The sequence below is a fragment of the Brevundimonas sp. KM4 genome (assembly GCF_000964075.1).
Classification (GTDB): domain Bacteria; phylum Pseudomonadota; class Alphaproteobacteria; order Caulobacterales; family Caulobacteraceae; genus Brevundimonas; species Brevundimonas huaxiensis.
The window spans coordinates 419,304-435,608 of the sequence record NZ_JZRG01000008.1; the positions used below are offsets into that span (position 1 = coordinate 419,304).

The 16,305-nt window shown below is 68.3% G+C and carries 18 protein-coding genes; 8 read left to right on the plus strand and 10 right to left on the minus strand.

The window, feature by feature from the left end:
- Positions 1-43: 43 nt before the first annotated feature.
- The 3 genes from VH88_RS06345 (at position 44) to VH88_RS06355 (ending at position 3,188) form a co-directional block, all read left to right on the plus strand.
- The gene (locus VH88_RS06345; RefSeq protein ID WP_039244670.1) at positions 44-1,084 is read left to right on the plus strand and encodes an ABC transporter substrate-binding protein; all 1,041 of its coding nucleotides are present in this window, start codon (positions 44-46) and stop codon (positions 1,082-1,084) included.
- Positions 1,085-1,179: 95 nt separating this feature from the next.
- On the plus strand, positions 1,180-2,076 hold the full coding sequence (locus VH88_RS06350; RefSeq protein WP_045810463.1) for a hypothetical protein: 897 nt from the start codon (positions 1,180-1,182) through the stop codon (positions 2,074-2,076).
- Positions 2,073-3,188: a DUF2336 domain-containing protein gene (locus VH88_RS06355; RefSeq protein ID WP_039244673.1), complete on the plus strand. Its 1,116-nt coding sequence runs from the start codon at positions 2,073-2,075 to the stop codon at positions 3,186-3,188. Before VH88_RS06350 ends, VH88_RS06355 begins: the two co-directional genes overlap by 4 nt.
- A gap of 252 nt (positions 3,189-3,440) precedes the next feature.
- On the opposite strand, the gene VH88_RS06360 is transcribed toward VH88_RS06355, so the two are convergent.
- From VH88_RS06360 to cysK, 6 genes are all read right to left on the minus strand, one after another.
- Positions 3,441-3,875 carry a MucR family transcriptional regulator gene (locus VH88_RS06360; RefSeq protein ID WP_017505833.1) on the minus strand — a complete coding sequence of 145 codons (435 nt, stop codon included), beginning with the start codon at positions 3,873-3,875 and terminating at the stop codon, positions 3,441-3,443.
- Between the two features lie 150 nt (positions 3,876-4,025).
- A complete protein-coding gene (locus tag VH88_RS06365; protein ID WP_045810464.1) occupies positions 4,026-5,243 on the minus strand; it encodes a DUF2336 domain-containing protein in 1,218 nt (405 codons plus the stop codon).
- A gap of 43 nt (positions 5,244-5,286) precedes the next feature.
- Positions 5,287-5,544 carry a zinc ribbon domain-containing protein gene (locus VH88_RS06370; RefSeq protein WP_045810465.1) on the minus strand — a complete coding sequence of 86 codons (258 nt, stop codon included), beginning with the start codon at positions 5,542-5,544 and terminating at the stop codon, positions 5,287-5,289.
- A 78-nt stretch (positions 5,545-5,622) separates the two neighbouring features.
- Positions 5,623-6,192, minus strand: coding sequence for an OmpA family protein (locus tag VH88_RS15375; RefSeq protein ID WP_082064389.1), 570 nt, complete (start codon positions 6,190-6,192; stop codon positions 5,623-5,625).
- Positions 6,189-6,767, minus strand: a complete 579-nt coding sequence (locus tag VH88_RS06380) for a hypothetical protein (RefSeq protein ID WP_052689511.1) — start codon at positions 6,765-6,767, stop codon at positions 6,189-6,191. The genes VH88_RS15375 and VH88_RS06380 overlap by 4 nt, the downstream gene beginning before the upstream one ends.
- Positions 6,768-6,937: 170 nt before the next feature.
- On the minus strand, positions 6,938-7,918 hold the full coding sequence (gene cysK / locus VH88_RS06385; RefSeq protein ID WP_045810466.1) for a cysteine synthase A: 981 nt from the start codon (positions 7,916-7,918) through the stop codon (positions 6,938-6,940).
- A gap of 146 nt (positions 7,919-8,064) precedes the next feature.
- Here cysK and VH88_RS06390 point away from each other — a divergent pair, with 146 nt between their 5' ends.
- On the plus strand, positions 8,065-9,354 hold the full coding sequence (locus tag VH88_RS06390; RefSeq protein WP_052689515.1) for a sensor histidine kinase: 1,290 nt from the start codon (positions 8,065-8,067) through the stop codon (positions 9,352-9,354).
- Here VH88_RS06390 and VH88_RS06395 read toward each other — a convergent pair.
- Positions 9,351-9,833 (minus strand): Lrp/AsnC family transcriptional regulator, encoded by a 483-nt coding sequence (locus tag VH88_RS06395; protein WP_039244685.1) that lies wholly within the window; start codon positions 9,831-9,833, stop codon positions 9,351-9,353. The two genes, VH88_RS06390 and VH88_RS06395, sit on opposite strands and share 4 nt — an antisense overlap.
- 84 nt (positions 9,834-9,917) lie before the next feature.
- Here VH88_RS06395 and VH88_RS06400 point away from each other — a divergent pair, with 84 nt between their 5' ends.
- Positions 9,918-10,826: a DMT family transporter gene (locus VH88_RS06400; RefSeq protein ID WP_045810467.1), complete on the plus strand. Its 909-nt coding sequence runs from the start codon at positions 9,918-9,920 to the stop codon at positions 10,824-10,826.
- Here the strand turns inward: VH88_RS06400 and VH88_RS06405 are convergent.
- Positions 10,823-12,322 carry a methyl-accepting chemotaxis protein gene (locus VH88_RS06405; protein ID WP_045810468.1) on the minus strand — a complete coding sequence of 500 codons (1,500 nt, stop codon included), beginning with the start codon at positions 12,320-12,322 and terminating at the stop codon, positions 10,823-10,825. The genes VH88_RS06400 and VH88_RS06405 overlap by 4 nt on opposite strands.
- Before the next feature lie 203 nt (positions 12,323-12,525).
- Here VH88_RS06405 and fliI point away from each other — a divergent pair, with 203 nt between their 5' ends.
- From fliI to VH88_RS06420, 3 genes are all read left to right on the plus strand, one after another.
- A complete protein-coding gene (gene fliI, locus VH88_RS06410) occupies positions 12,526-13,869 on the plus strand; it encodes a flagellar protein export ATPase FliI (RefSeq protein WP_045810469.1) in 1,344 nt (447 codons plus the stop codon).
- Between the two features lie 8 nt (positions 13,870-13,877).
- Positions 13,878-14,288: a flagellar export protein FliJ gene (locus VH88_RS06415; protein ID WP_045810470.1), complete on the plus strand. Its 411-nt coding sequence runs from the start codon at positions 13,878-13,880 to the stop codon at positions 14,286-14,288.
- 226 nt (positions 14,289-14,514) lie between these two features.
- On the plus strand, positions 14,515-15,549 hold the full coding sequence (locus VH88_RS06420; RefSeq protein ID WP_231576597.1) for an endo-1,4-beta-xylanase: 1,035 nt from the start codon (positions 14,515-14,517) through the stop codon (positions 15,547-15,549).
- A gap of 81 nt (positions 15,550-15,630) precedes the next feature.
- Here the strand turns inward: VH88_RS06420 and VH88_RS06425 are convergent, their stop codons facing one another.
- Complete coding sequence (locus VH88_RS06425) at positions 15,631-15,870, minus strand: hypothetical protein (RefSeq protein WP_045810471.1); 240 nt, start codon at positions 15,868-15,870, stop codon at positions 15,631-15,633.
- 91 nt (positions 15,871-15,961) lie between these two features.
- Complete coding sequence (locus VH88_RS06430) at positions 15,962-16,156, minus strand: hypothetical protein (protein WP_045810472.1); 195 nt, start codon at positions 16,154-16,156, stop codon at positions 15,962-15,964.
- Positions 16,157-16,305: the final 149 nt, after the last annotated feature.

Sequence of the window (16,305 nt, forward strand, 5' to 3'; positions counted from 1 at the left end):
GCCCCGCCTTCCCAAGGCCCCTATCGCCCCGTAAGTCAGGGGCATGAGCTTGTTGGGGAATCGCCTGCTGACCCGTCGCCGTGCGCTGATCGCGGGCGGGGCGGCCGTGGCGGCGGGGGCGATCGGGCTTCGGGCCTGCGGGCGGGCCGAGGCTCCGGTCGACGAACAGGGCCGGGTGCGGCTGCGTTTCGCCACCGACTGGCGCGCCCAGGCCGAACAGGGCGGCTTCTATCAGGCCCTGGCCAGCGGGGCCTATGAGAAGCGCGGTCTGAACGTCCAGATCGTCCAGGGCGGCCCCGGCGTGAACGTGCCGCAACTGCTGGCCTCGGGCGCGGTCGAACTGGGCATGGGCTCCAACAGCTTCATTCCCCTGAACCTGGTCGCGTCCGGCGCGCCGGTGAAGGCGGTCGCCGCCTTCTTCCAGAAGGATCCGCAGGTCCTGATGGCCCATCCGGACGCGGCGCTGGAGACGATCGCCGATCTGGCCGGCCGGCCCTTCCTGCTGTCCGAGGCCGGGATCAGCACCTTCTGGGTGTGGCTGAAGGCCAAATACGGCTTTACCGACGAGCAGCTGCGCCCCTTCGCCTACGACCCCGCCGCCTTCATCGCCAATGCGCGGGCGGTGCAGCAGGGCTATCTGACCAGCGATCCCTACGCCATCGAACAGGCCTCCGATTTCGACCCGCGCGTCTTTCTGCTGGCCGACGAGGGCTATCCCTCCTACGCCGCCATGGTCCTGGCGCCCAACGCCTTCGCCCGCGACAATGCAGCGGCGCTGCGCAGCTTCATCGCCGCCTCGGCCGAAGGGTGGCGCGACTATATCCGCGGCGACGCGTCGGCCGCCGACGCCCTGATCCGCAAGGACAACCCGGACATGACCCAGGCGGTGCTGGATCAGGCCCGCGAACGCCTGCGCGACTACGCCATCGTCGATGGCGGCGACGCGGCGCTTTACGGCCTGGGCGCCCTGACCGAGGAGCGCTGGCAGGCCTTCTTCGACGTGACCTCGAAAGCCGGGGTTTACGAGGCCGGCCTGAACTGGCGCGACGCCTTCACCGACAACTATCTGCCCGGTCGCGGCTGACACGCTGTCGTTGTCGAATCCTGGCTTCACATTAGCGCGGGATTAAGGGTCCGAGCCCTAGTGTATGCGCTGGAATTCCTCTCCGGAGAGCCGCCGTGCGCCGCGCCCTCGCAGTTTCGATTGTCCTGACCGCCGTCAATCTGGCGGCCGGCGCCGCCGTGGCGCAGCAGGCGCCGACCAACGCGTCGGGCCTGCGCTATCTGTCCTGGCCCGGCAAGCCGCAGGTCGCCGCCCGTGCGACGCCGACGCCCGCCGTCATCCAGGCCGAGGCGCCCGCCCCGACCGTGACCGCCGCCAACCGCACCCTGCCCGGCGCCATCCCCCTGGCCCGCCTGTCGCCCGCGCCTTCTGTCGCCCCCTCAGTCACGACGCCGCGCAGCAACGGCCTGACGCCCGCCAGCGCCTGGATGCCCCAGCGCGCGCCGACGCCGGCCGAGCCGGCGCAGACCGCCCCCGTGAAGGCCGCCCCTGTAGCGACCGCCCAGCCGCAGGTGACGGCGACGCGCATCGCGCCCTCGCCCTATGTTCCTGAGCCGCAGCCTTCCGCGCCTCAGCCTCAGCCTGAACCTCAGATGTCGGCCGAGCCGGCCCCCGTCCCGCAACAGGCCGCGCAGCCCGAGCCCCAGCCGGCTCAGGCGGCCGTCGTCGACCCGATGGCTCCGCGCCGCGACGCCCCCATCTATCGCCTTCAACGGCCCCAGGCCGGCGCGCCGCTGGACGCCGCCGCCGTCGCCGCCAGCGGCCAGGCCGCCCCGACGCCCACAGCCGGCGACAACAGCGCCCGCTACTATTCGGTCCACCGCCAGGCCGGCCGTCACCCCGACGCCATCCCTGCGCCGCAGCAGACCTACCTCGACGCCATGCCTGTCCAAATGGCCCAGACGCCGCAGTCCAGCGATCTGGCCCAACCTGACGGTCCGCCCGCCCTGATCCGCAACGCCAACGGCAGCTTGCGCGCCGTGCCACAGACTGAAGCCGACAACCTGCCATGAACGATCGCGCCGTGATCGAACCTGCCGAGATCAAGGGCTCGCGCCTGCCCGAACTCATCGCCCTGGCCAGCGAGGAGTCCAGCGAAAAGCGTCGCCTGCTGCTGCGCGAACTGACGGCCCACTTCTTTGGCGCGCCGGCGCCCAACGCCAATGAAACCGCGCTCTACGGCACGGTGCTGGCCAAGTTGTCGGCCGAGATGGAGGTCGCGGTCCGCGCCGAACTGGCCGCCCGTTTCGCCCAGGCCCCCAACGCTCCCCACAGCCTGATCCGCCGTTTCGCCGACGACGAGATCGAGGTCGCCGAACAGGTTCTGCGCGCCTCCACCGTCCTGACCGATGAAGATCTGATCCAGGTCGTGCGCAAGCGCAGCCAGGGCCATCTGCGCGCCGTCTCGGGCCGCGCGACGGTGTCGGAGGCGGTTTCCGACGTCATCGTCGAGCACGGCGACGACGACACCTTGAACACCCTGCTACGCAACGACGGCGCCCAGCTGTCGCGCGCCGCCTCCGAAACCGCCATCGAGCGCGCCAAGGCCAATCCAGCCCTGCACGCCGCCACGGTCGAGCGCCAGAGCCTGCCCGCCGACCTGCTGAACGAGATGTATTTCGTCGTCGAGGCCCGGCTGCGTCACCAGATCCTGGAACAGAACGCGCGCATGGACCCGGCCCTGCTGGAGGCGGCGCTGGCCGCGGGCCGCACCCGCGTGGCCACCGACGACGGCGCCCTGCCCGCCGACTATGCCGAGAACCTGGCCTATATCGACGAGCTTCAGGCGGCCGGACAGTTGACGCCGCAGACCCTGATCCGCTTCCTGCGCTCCAACGGCCGCACGCCCTTCCTGATCGCCCTGTCCAAGCTGGCCGACATCGACTTCCACACCGCGCGCGGCATCGTCGAGCGTAAGGACCTGGACGCCCTGTCGGTGGTCTGCAAGGCGGCCGACATGGACCGCGCCGTCTATCTGACCTACGCCGTTGCCGTCCTGGGGGCCGAGGACAACCCGATGGGCAAGGCCGCCGCCTATGGCCGCATGTACGGCGAACTGACCCGCGACGCCGCCCTGCGCACCCTGCGCTTCTGGCGCATGCGCCGCACCGCCCAGGCGGCGTAAGCATCACCGATTTCTCCCTCCCCCTGCGGGGGAGGGAGGTCGCGCGGCGACCGGGTGGGGGCGGCCCGACAGGGCGCACTCCTTTGATCAAAGCGAGCCTGTGACGCGTCGCCCTGCCGTCCCCACCCGGCTTCGGCTGCGCCTCAGCCACCCTCCCCGGTACGGGGAGGGAGAACGCTCGTGCGCCCCAAAAGCAAAAAACGCCCGCCTCCTGATGGAAGCGGGCGTCTCTAGACCGAAAACGGGTTCGGTTTATTTCTTCGCGCGGGTTCCGGCGGCGCGGGCGGGCTTGCGGCCGCCCTGGCCCAGGCCCATCGACTTGGCCAGTTCCGAACGCGCCTTGGCGTAGTTGGGAGCAACCATCGGATAGTCTTTCGGCAGACCCCATTTGGTGCGGTATTCTTCGGGGCTCATGTCGTATTTGGTGCGCAGGTGGCGCTTCAACGACTTGAACTTGCGGCCGTCTTCCAGGCAGATCAGGAAATCGGGCGCGATCGACTTGCGGATCGGCACCGCCGGTTCCTTGGGTTCAGGTTCGGCCTCGACCGGACCGTTCGACACACCCGACAGGGCGGCGTGAATATTGGCGATAAGCGCAGGCAGGGCCTCTGCGGAGACCGAGTTATTGCCGACATAGGCCGACACGATGTCTGCGGTCATCTCGAGCAGTTCGGGCTTATCTTCCATTATCGGCTTCGCTTTCCTGATCTATTGAGTTCGGCTGATTCTCCAACCGAACGACCCCAATAGCGTCATAGGGTTGTTTCGTCGCGAAAGCAAACACGCGTATAAGCGGTGCGATATGCACGTCCATGCATTCGGCTTTAGTGATCAGACCTATCGACCGAAGTCTTCGGCCAGCACCATCATCGCCGCCCGCTCTGGCGCCGAATATTCATCGACGGCGTCATCCTCGCCGTCGCGAATGGCGCGCAACAGTGTGGGCGTCAGGGCCGACGACAAAGACCAGTTCCAGTAACGCAGCACCGTCTGGGCGCGATCGACGGCCAGCATTTCATAGGTGATCTGCACCCGCTCCCAGTCGGGATGGATCTTGCCGTCCGCCGTCGTCTCGGGTCGCCGCATCGAGCGCCACAGATTGGTCAGATCGACGCGCGACATCCCCGTCGCCTTGCACAGGATCGCCAGCGGCTCGCCGCCCGGATCGCCCAGAAGCTTGGCCCCCGTCAGCGGCTTGATCCCCGCCAGGAAGGCGATCTCGGACGCCGTCTCGCGCGTCAGGCCGTCGCTGGCGGCGACCATGACGGCGTGTTCCAGATTGTCGAACGGGCTCTTTTGTATGGCGGCGCGATTGCGCTGGCGGCGCTCGATGAACTGAAGCGCCTTGCGCGCGACGGGATCGGACCAGCTTTCATCACTGGCGATGGCGAAGACGTCTTCGGACGCCTCCTGCATGACTTCGCGCGATACGGCGAACCGTTGCAGGATGGTGCGGCGATCCTCGGGCGCGCACCACCAGAACATGACATAGGCGCCCGACGGCCTCAGCTCGGGCCGCTTCAGCAGGGGGCTGCACAGGCTCGGCGACTGGCGGCTCAGGCCCACCACCGTCTCGATGCCCAGCTGCGACAGGCGCGCGGTCGTATTGCGCAGCACCGCCTCGATCACCTCCATCTCGCCGAAGGAGAACAGGGTCTCGGTCACGATCTCCGACAAACCCCGGCGCACCGCCAGCAGCATCCGGTGTTCGAAACTGGCGTCGCGCGCGCAGCCGACGATGTCCGCATCGCTCAGCGAGGCGCATTGTTCGATCAGCAGGCCGGCGATATCCGGATCGTCGCGCAACAGGATGCGCGCCACGCTGTTGGGCAGTTCGGCCAGCGGCGCCAGACGCGCGGCCACGCGCTTGCGCTCATCGTGCGAGGCCAGCCTCAACATCTCGACCAGCAGGTCGCCCGTCACCGCCCGCTCGAAGGCGTTGATCCGGCTGGCGGGCAGGGACACGACGTCGGCCAGACGCTTCAGCAGCGCCCGGCGCGCACGCAGCGTCGGCGGCGTCGCCTCTTCCCCGATCATGGCTGCCAGATCGCCCATCCCCCCACCTTAGAAGCGAGCGGTTAACCGGGCGTGAGCCGGATCAGCTCTTGTTGACCACCACCACGATGGCCAGGATCACGAAGGCGATCACAGCAAGCACCCGCGCGATCCACGGCGCGGCGACGAAGACGCCCAGGACAGTGATGCCGCTCTTGACCGCTTCGGGCCGCGTCAGGGCCTCCTTGAACGTGCCCGGCGGCCGCGCCGCGTCGCCCGCGATCGGATGGCCGCAGTTGGGACAGGCGACCGCCGCCTCTGACACCTGACGCCCGCAGGCGGGGCAAGGGATCAGGGCCATGTTCAGCCTCCCGCGCGCGGCGTGATGCGGATTTCGACGCGACGGTTCTTCTGACGCCCGTCGGGATCGTCCGAGCCGTCAGGCTTGACGTTCGGGGCCACGGGCCTGCGCTCGCCAAAGCCCTCGGCGAACAGGTTGCGCCCGGCCTCGCGTTGCAGCCGCGCCGCCACCGCGCGCGCGGCGCAGCGACAAGCCTTCGTTATAGGAGTCGTCGCCCTTGGCGTCGGTGTGGCCGCCGATGCTGACCTGAGCCTGCGGATAGCTTTTCAGCAGTTCCGCCGCCCGCGTCAGGGCCGGCTCGGCGTCCGGCCGGATCGTCGCCTTGTCGAAGTCGAACAGAACGTCGGCCGGCAGGTCGATCACGATCACACCGTCGGTGCGCCGCGCGTTCAGTTCGCTCAGCAGGCTGCGGGTCGTCTCGACCCGTTCGGGCGCGACCTCGGACGAGACGAACACGGTTTCCAGCGCGCTGTCCGCCCCCGCCTTGGCGAAGGTGGACCGGGGCGCGGCCATGTCCTTTTCGAAGGTTGAGCGCAGGCCGATGGCGCTGCCGCTCATCAGCCGCACCGTCAGGGCCGAGGCGACGCAGGGCGTCAGACCTGCGGCCAACAGCGCCGCCGCCATGGCGGGCGCGTGTCGTCCCGTCATCCGACCGCTCCGCTCGTCGGGTTCTGGGCGGCCTGGGCGGTCAGCGGAATGGTCATGCGCAGGAACGGACCAATGATGCTGTCCGACGTCGAGCCTTCGTTGAACACCACCGAGATCTGGTTCACCCCGGCCGGCACCGCGCCCATGAAGACCAGCCGGCCGTTCATCGTGTCGCCCTTGGCGATGGTCATGTACGGATTGCCCTCGGGCGGCTTCTGACGCAGCTTCTGGCCGTTCGGCAGTTCGACATAGGTGGCCTCGGACGCCATCTGGACGCTGTTGGTCATGTCGCTGGCGAACGAGATGCTGACGTCCAGAATGGTCGCGTCTTCGGCCAGATCGACGTTCTTGACCCGGACCGTGGCGCCCACGTCGGTCACGCCCTGCACATTCACCGGCACATTGCGGATCTGGCGCGGCTGGGCGGTGACGGGGGTGTTGGCGGCGGCGGCGGCCTGTTGCTCGGGCGACATCGACGGATCGACCGCCACCTTGTCGTCATTGTTGGAACAGGCGGCGAGCGCCAGGGCCGAGACCCCGGCGACGGCGATCAGGCGAAGGGCGGCGACAGGCATGAAACGCTCCGGCGTTATTGATCCGCCGCGCGTCGTCCCTCATCCCAAGCGGAGCCGCACGCGCGTCCGTTATCGAACACGCGAACGGCCTAAAGGCTCCGCTTGGAGCGTGATCGTTTTTTGACGAAATCGCGCGGCGGCGGCGTCAAAAAGCGTGAATCACGCTCCCTTCAAAGCCCCTCGAAAAGCGCGGTCGACAGATAGCGCTCGGCGAAGGACGGGATGATCACCACGATGGTCTTGCCCGCATTCTCCTCGCGCGCGGCGATGCGGAAGGCGGCGGTCAGGGCCGCGCCCGAGCTGATGCCGACGGGAATGCCCTCGACCCGCGCGGCCTTTCTGGCCATGTCGAAACTGTCGTCGTTTGAGACCTGCTCGACCCCATCGACCACCGACGGATCATAGATGGCGGGCACGAAGCCGGCGCCGATGCCCTGGATCTTGTGCGGGCCGGGCGCGCCGCCGGACAGCACCGGAGAGGCCTCGGGCTCGACGGCGATGAACTGCACCGACGGCTTCTTGGCCTTCAGCGCCTGGCCGACGCCCGAGATGGTGCCGCCGGTGCCGACGCCGGCGACCACGATGTCCACCGCCCCGGCCGTGTCGTTCCAGATTTCCTCGGCCGTCGTGACGCGGTGGATGGCGGGGTTGGCCAGGTTCTCGAACTGCGACGGACTGATGGAGTTCGGCGTGCTCTCCAGCAGCTCCTGCGCCCGCGCGATCGCGCCCTTCATCCCCTTTTCGGCCGGCGTCAGCTCCAGCCGCGCGCCCAGCAGGGCCAGCATCTTGCGCCGCTCGATCGACATGCTTTCGGGCATGCACAGCGTCAGCTTCAGCCCCTTGGCCGCCGCCACGAAGGCCAGGGCGATGCCGGTGTTGCCGCTGGTCGGCTCGATCAGCACCGTGTCCTGATCGATCTTGCCCGCCTCCTGCAGCGCCTCGACCATGGCCACGCCGATCCGGTCCTTCACCGAGGCGATGGGGTTGAAGAACTCCAGCTTGGCCAGAACCGTCGCCTTCGCATCGTACTCCGCCGACAGACGCGGCAGCCGCACGATCGGGGTGTCGCCGATGGTGTCGACGATCGAGTCATAGACCTTGCCCCGGCCCTTCTTCAGGTGGCGGGATGCGTCATAGCTGAAGTCGGTCATGGAAAAGATCTCCTCGAATGCTGGCGCACAACAGATAAGGCCTCGCCGCCCCACGCAAGGGGTGACGCGCGATGATTTCTGCGCAAACCTTTCAGAGCGGCTATGTCAGCCTATATGTCGCGTCGCGCGAACCGAGATTTCCGTCCTTGCCTCATACCCGTCCGCTCTCCGACACCGGCCTGACCCCGGAAATCGCCCAACTGGTCGCGGAGGTGCAGGCGGACACGGCCGCCGAAACCCAGATCCGCATGGATACCCCGGTCGCGCCCAAGATCGAGGATGCGCCGGCCGCCGAAACCCGCTCCACCGCCGATGAGCTGCGCTATCGCCTGAAGCAGCAGTCGCTGTTGGCGCGCTTCGGCGAGGTGGCCCTGCGCGAGCGCGACCGTCAGGCCCTGCTAGACGCCGCCTGCGCGGTCTGCGCCGACGGGCTGGAGACGCCGCTGTCCAAGGTGCTGATCCATAACGAGGCGCGCGACCGGCTGGTGCTGATCGCGGGCGTGGGCTGGACCGGGCCCGTCGAGGGCCAGGCCTCGCTGAGCGTCGAACTGGATTCGCCGGCCGGCTACGCCTTCCAGACCGGCAAGCCGCTGATCTCCAACCATCTGGAGAACGAGCAGCGCTTCCATACCCCCAAGCTTCTGGCCGACCACGGCGTGCGGCGCGCCATCAACGTCCTGATCCGGCCCGAGTTGGACGGCGAACCCTGGGGCGTGCTGGAGGTCGACAGTCCCGACGAGGGTCAGTTCGACGCCCGCGACGCCCTGTTCCTGGACGCCTTCGCCGCCGTCGTCGGCGCCGCCATCGCCCGCCAGCAGACCGAGCAGCGGCTTCTGGCCGCCATCGAGCATCAGGCCCTGCTGACGCGAGAGGTCAGCCACCGGGTCAAGAACAGCCTGTCGCTGGTTTCCAGCCTGCTGTCGATGCAGGCGCGCGGCGCGGCCTCCGACGCGGTGCGCGCCGCTCTGGCCACGGCCGGATCGCGCATCCAGGCCATCAGCGAAGTCCATGATCAGCTGTGGCGCGGCGCCGACGTTCAGACCGTGATCCTGTCCGACTTCCTGTGCCAGCTGTGCGAGGCCATCGACGCCGGCAGCGACCGCCATGTCGTCACCTGCGAGGCGTCCGATGCGCCGTTGGGCGCCGACATCGCCATCCCGCTCGGTCTGATCGTCAACGAGCTGGTCACCAACGCTATCAAATACGCCTATGGCCCCAAGGGCGGCGCCGTTGCGGTCACCGGCCGCATCGCCGACGGACGCCTAACCGTCACCGTGGCGGACCAGGGCAAGGGCTTCGACCTGATCGCCGCCCGCAGCGACCGCAGCCTAGGCATGCGCGTCATCGACAGCCTGGTCCGCCAGATCGGCGGCACGATCGAGAACCGAACCCAGGGCGTCGGCGCGATCCTGGTGGTCGAGGCCCCGGCGACCTAGCGCTCCAGCACGGCGCGGGCGGGGTCGAAGCCGACGACCTCGCGGATGACGATCATGCTCTTGAAGCCCCGCACGCCCTTTTCAGGGACCAGTTCGCGAATGCCGAAGGCTTCGTAGTCCTGCATGGAGCGGACGGCGACGGTCAGCAGATAGTCGGTTTCGCCCGTCACGTCCCAGCAGCCCTGAACCTCCGGGCTGGCCTTCATGGCGCGCTGGAACGCCTCCATGACTTTACGATCCTGGGTATTCATCTCGACCTGCACATGCAGGACGATGCGCGGCTCGACCCGGGCGGGGTCGATCACGGCGACGTCGGCGGCGATGACGCCCTCGGCCCGCAGGCGACGCAGGCGGCGCAGGACGGCGGATTCCGACAGGCCCACCGCTTCGGCCGTCACCCGCGCCGGCTCCAGATTGTTGCGTCGGACCCGCATCAGCAGCTTATGGTCGAAATCGTCCAAGGTGACGAAATTCGTCATTATTGGGACTCCAGTGACGATTTCCGTCGCATTCAAGCGGAAAATCGCCGGGAAGCGCAAGCGGCGTTACGCTAGCTTTACGCCATGACGTCGCTGGCCCTGAAAACCCACCTGAACTCGCCGCTGGCGGCGCGCCTGATCCCCTATCTGGCGCTGTTTGCGGGCATGGTGACGCTGGCGTGCGGCACATCCTTCGCCAAGACCCTGTTTCCGGTGATCGGAGCGGAGGGGACCTCGGCCTATCGCGTCGGGATTTCAGCCGTTCTGCTGGTCGCCGTGTTCCGGCCCTGGCGGTTCCGCCTGACCCGCGCGGATCTGGGCGCCATTGCGCTGTACGGCGTCGTGCTGGGGGCGATGAACCTCAGCTTCTACATGGCCCTGCGCACCATTCCGCTGGGCTTGGCCATCGCCATTGAGTTCATGGGGCCCCTGACCCTGGCCCTGATCCATTCGCGCAAGCCCATCCATTTCGCCTGCATCGGTCTGGCGGTCGTGGGGCTAGGCCTGCTGCTGCCGATCAAGGCCGGGGCCGGCGCGCTGGACCCCGTCGGCATGGCGCTGGCGGCCTTCGCCGGCCTGTGCTGGGCGCTGTACATCGTCTTCGGCAAGCGGCTGTCGCACCTGCACGCCGGTCAGTCAGTGGCGCTGGGCATGAGCGTGGCGGCCCTGGTCGTCGTCCCGTTCGGCGTGGCCCATGCCGGCGCCGCCCTGCTGAACCCCGCCATCATCCTAGCGGGCGTGGCGGTGGCGATCTTCTCCAGCGCCCTGCCGTATTCGCTGGAAATGGTCGCCTTGCGCAGCATCCCCAAACGCACCTTCGGCGTGGTGCTCAGCGCCGAGCCGGCGGTCGGCGCCCTGGCAGGACTTGTGATCCTGCACGAGCATCTGACCGGCCAGCAATGGCTCGCCATCGCCGCCATCGTCGCCGCCTCGGTCGGCGCCATCGCGACGACGCGGGAGGCGAAGATCGAGTTGGAGCCGAGCGCGCCCTAGAACTCTTCCCAGCCCGCGCTCGATGCCGCCGCCGCTGCAGCCGCGCCGCCGCTGGCGAAGGCCCGGATGCGGGCGCGTTCGCGGGCCAGGGGGACGGGGGCGGCGGCTTGCGACAGGTCATGGACGCGGGTCTGTGCCGGCGCCTCGCCCGTCTCGAACCGTTCGACCAGCAGGGCCAGCTGTTCGGTCTCGGACTTCAGGCTCATGGCGGCGGCCGTCGTCTGTTCGACCATGGCCGCGTTCTGCTGGGTCACCTGGTCCATCTGGTTGACGGCCGTATTGACCTGGCTCAGCCCCGTCGCCTGTTCCTGAGCCGAGGCGGCGATCTCGCTGACCAGGGCGTCCATCTCCGCCACCTTGACGGCGATCGCCGACAGGGCCGCGCCGGTCTCGTCGACCAGCTTGACCCCTTGCGCCACTTCCTGCCCCGAGGTGGTGATCAAGGTCTTGATCTCCTTGGCGGCTTCCGCCGAGCGCTGCGCCAGGGCCCGGACTTCGGAGGCGACGACGGCGAAGCCGCGCCCCGCCTCGCCCGCCCGCGCCGCCTCGACCCCGGCGTTCAGGGCCAGCAGATTGGTCTGGAAGGCGATCTCGTCGATGACGCCGATGATGTCGCTGATCTGGGTCGAGCTGCGCTTGATGCCGTCCATCGCCGCGATCGCCTGGCGCACGACCTCGCCCGACCGGTCCGCCTCGGCGCGCGCGCCCAGGGCGGCGGCCGAGGCCTGTTTGGCGCCGTCCGCGCTGCGTTTCACTGTGGCGGTGATCTGGTCCAGCGCCGCCGCCGTTTCTTCCAGACTGGCGGCCTGCTGTTCGGTGCGGCGCGACAGGTCGTCGGACGCGCTGGAGATTTCGCCCACCCCGCCCCTCAGACCCGACACGGCCCGCAGCGCCTGGCCCATCGTCTGGCGCAGGCTTTCGACCGCCGCATTATAATCGTCGCGCACCCGCACATGGTCGCCCTTCACCGGCGCATCAATCCGCGCGGTCAGGTCGCCGGCCGACAGCTTGTTCAGCACCCCCGCCAGAGCGTCGACCAGCAGGGTCTGGGCGCTTTCCGCCTCGACCCGTTCGGCCTCGCGGCGCGCGGCCTCCTGCTCGTCGGCGGTGATGTCGATGGCCAGTTTGATGACCTTGGCCGGCCGCCCGTCGGGGCCGAACACCGGATTGTAGGAGGCCTGCAGCCACACCTCGCGCCCGCCCTTGGCCAGGCGACGGAACTTGCGCGCCAGGAACTGGCCCGCATTCAGCTCGCGCCAGAAGGCGGCGTAGTCGGGCGAGGCCGCCTCGGCCGGGTCCATGAAGGTCCTGTGGTGGGCGCCCCGGATCTCGTCCAGACTATAGCCCATCGTGGTCAGAAGGTTCTGGTTGGCGTCGATGATGGTGCCGTCCAGGTTGAACTCGATCACCGCCTGCGACCGGCCGATGGCGGCCATCTTGCCGTCCAGATCGATCAGCCGGTCCTGCACGTCCGACTTCGGTTTACGCGCGAACATAGGTCACAACCTCTTCGCTATCGGCCGGCCCCCGCCCGCCTCAGTTGCAAGATTAACAGGCTAATTAGTTGAAAAATCGTTGCCCGCTTGAGTTGCAATCAAGACGCAATAATCGCGGCCTTATCTCCTGCGTTGCAGCAGCGCTTCATCGGTCGTTAACCACGTTGCCGCATCTATTGAGGCCTGTTCCTGGGGTCTGATTTTTGCGCAATCTCGTCGCCGCCGTCGAAGCGATCGATCCGCTGGTCGTGACCGGCAAGGTCGCGGGCGTGTCGGGCCTGCTCATCGAGTCGCGCGGCGGCCTGTCGCGCCTCGCCGTCGGCGCCCGGGCCGAGATCGGTCGGCGCGGCCACGATCCCCTGCCCGCCGAGGTGGTCGGTTTCCGCGATTCCAAGGCCCTGCTGATGCCCTTCGGTCCGGTCGAGGGCGTGGCCCCCGGCGCCGACATCCGCATCATCGACCAGGCCGCTAGCGTGCGCCCGACGACGGCCTGGCTGGGCCGCATCATCGACGCCTTCGGCCAGCCGATCGACGGCAAGGGGCCGCTGCCCCAAGGCCCCGCCCCCTATCCCTTGCGCGCCCCGCCCCCGCCCGCCCATTCGCGCGGCCGGGTCGGCGAGCGGCTGGATCTGGGCGTGCGGGCCATGGACGTCTTCACCACCACCTGCCGGGGCCAGCGCCTGGGCATCTTCGCCGGATCGGGCGTGGGCAAGTCGGTGCTGCTGTCCATGCTGGCAAAAGAGGCCACCTGCGACGCCGTCGTCGTCGGCCTGATCGGCGAACGGGGACGCGAGGTGCGCGAGTTCGTGGAAGAGACCCTGGGCGAAGAGGGGCTGAAACGCGCCGTCGTCGTGGTCGCCACCTCGGACGAGCCGGCCCTGAAGCGCCGCCAGTCGGCATACATGACCATGGCCATCGCCGAATATCTGCGCGACCAGGACCTTGAAGTTCTGTGCCTGATGGACAGCGTCACCCGCTTTGCGATGGCCCAGCGCGAGATCGGGCTGGCCGCCGGCGAGCCTCCGACCACCAAGGGCTATACCCCCACCGTCTTCACCGAACTGCCCAAACTGCTGGAGCGCGCTGGTCCCGGCCCGATCCGGCCCGACGGCACGACGGCGGCGCCCATCACCGCCCTCTTCACCGTCCTGGTGGACGGCGGCGACCATGACGAGCCGATCGCCGACGCCGTGCGCGGTATTCTGGACGGCCACATCGTCATGGATCGCAAGATCGCCGAGCGTGGGCGTTTCCCCGCCATCGACGTGCTGAAGTCGGTCAGCCGCACCCTGCCCGGCTGTCAGACCCCGGCCGAGCGCGAGCTGAACAAGCGCGCCCGCCAGTGCCTGTCGGCCTATGCGAATATGGAAGAGCTGATCAAGATCGGCGCCTACCGCACCGGCGCCGACCCCATCGTGGATCGGGCCATCGCCCTGAACCCGGCCCTCGAAGATTTTCTGGGTCAGGACAAGGACGATGCGACGCGTCTTTCCGATTCCTTTACCCGGCTGGAAGCAATCCTGAACCAAGGCATGATCAGGGAGTGATGATTTAGATGACCGCTTGGGCCCAATCCCTGATCCGCATCTCCAACTATGAGGTCGAGACGCTGCAGAAGCGTCTGGCCGAGATCGCCGAACGCCGCGCTGGCGCCGAACTCCGCATCGCCGTGCTGGACGCCGAGGCCGAGAGCGAACGCAACCGCGCCCGCATGAACGCCGAGGCCGGCATGATGCTGGGCGCCTATCTGAACGGCTGGAAATCCAGGAAGGCCGCCGCCGAAAGCGACCTGTCGGTGCTGGACGCCGAGGAAGCCGGCGCCCGCGACGCCCTGACCGGCGCCTTCGAAGAGCTGAAGAAGTTCGAACACGTCGCCGAAACCACCCGCCTGAACCAGCTGATCGCCCTGGCCAAGCGTGAAACCGCCGCCTTCGACGAGTTGGGCCTGCGGAAGCGTGCGGTCTGATTCCAAAGATCCTCCCTCGCATCGCGGGGGAGGGGGACCGCGCGTAGCGTGGTGGAGGGGGCGGACGTCGTACAGACCCTCGTCGTCGGTCCTTGCACGACCTGTTCAGATCGAGTCTGAGGTCGCCCCCTCCACCGCTTCGCGGTCCCCCTCCCCCGTTCCGCTGCGCTCCTCGGGGGAGGATTTTAGTCGCCGCACAATCCTCGCCGCTCCGCTCGCGCTTTCCTTGAGCAACCTAGCCGCCTGCGATCGCTTCGCCTCGGCGGAGCCGTCGCCGCCAAACGCCCCCCCGCTGAAGTCCATCGCCCCGGCGCCCTTCGGCACGGCGATCAAGGCCAGCCAGATTGACGACCCGGACTGGGTCGCGCTGGCCCGCGCCAACATCTCCCAACTCACGCCCGAGTGGGAGATGAAGATGGAATATATCCTGGCGAACGGCCTGGACCGGCCCAACTTCGACCGCACCGACCGTATCGCCGCCTTCGCCCGGGCCGAGGGCATGGCGATGCATGGCCACACCCTGATCTGGTACGCGCAGGGCAAGGAGGCCTTCGCCGGCCTGTCGGGCGCCGGCTTCGACCGCGCCTTTGACGGCTATATCGCCACGGTCGCCGGCCGCTATCGCGGCAAGGTTCGCAGCTGGGACGTGGTCAATGAGCCGATCCTGGACGACGGCTCGGCCATGCGCGACTGTCACTGGTCGGCGCGATACGGCCAGGACGGCTATATCCTGCGCGCCTTCGAAAAGGCCCGGATCGCGGATCCTGACGCCGTCCTGTTTCTTAATGAATACAATCAGGAAAGCGTCCCGGCCAAGGGCGCGCAGTTCCTGAAACTGGTTGAGCGGCTGCTGAAGGCCGGCTGTCCGCTGCAGGGCCTCGGTTTGCAAGCCCATCTGTGGATCGACATCCCTGAGGGCGTCATCGCCGCCTATGTGCGCGAGATCAGCCAGTTCGGCCTGCCGATCCATGTGTCGGAGCTGGACTGCACCCTGCGCACCGAAAACCGGCTGGACCTCCGCAGCCAGACCGACCGGATCGCGGCGCAAGGCGCCCGCGTCACCGAACTGGCCTCGGCCTTCGCGGCCCTGCCCAAGGCCCAGCAGTTCGCCTTCACCGTCTGGGGCCTGCGCGACACCGACAGCTGGTATCGTCAGGGCGACAAGGACGACGGCCGGGACAAGCCCCTGCCCTTTGACAGCTTCGGCCGTCCCAATCCGATGGCGGCCGCCATCGCGGCGGGCTTCAAGACCCCCGCCTGACGACACGCTTCTGAATACGGAAACGCCCGGCCGTCTTGCGACAGCCGGGCGTTCCTTTGCGAACCGGTTGGGGCGGCCGGTTTACTTCTTCTTGGCGGTCGCCGGCGTCTGGACCGAGGTTTGGGCCTGGGCTTGATGACCCCGGCGGTGCGCACGCGGGGCGCGGGCCGACGGCGCAGGGGTCGTCGCCGAAGCGGTCGCGGCCGGACGAGCGGTCATGGCGGTCGAGGGCGCCGGGGTCGTGCCGGCGAAGGCGGCCCCGCTGGTCAGGGCGACGAAGGCGACGGCCGAAACGGCGGCGGCGGTGCGGTAGGATTTCATGTCGATGTCTTTCCTTTGAAGATCGAAGTCTGAAGATTGTCGGGGGTCCTGCCGGCCGGGGACGCCGGCAGGACCCGCAAGGCGTCGGGCCTTACTTCTTCTTGGCGGGCGTCACAGCGCGGTGGGTGCGGGCGTGGCTGACTCGATGATGCGCACGGGCGGAGGCGGCGGGGCGGGCGTGTGCGCCCGACGACGGGGACGCAGGCGTGCCGGCGAAGGCTGCGCCGCTGGTCAGGATCACCAGGGCGGCGGCGCCGAAAGCGGCGGTGGAACGGAAGGACTTCATGGCGGGTCTTTCTGTGTGTTTGGCGTCCGGCCTCGTGTCGGACAGTCACTGTTTCGGACCCGCGTCCGGCCGGTTCGGGGCCGGTCGATGTCGCCGCGTATCGTGGGCGAAGAGAATTGTGTCCGACTGTATCCGCCGCGCTTTAGCCA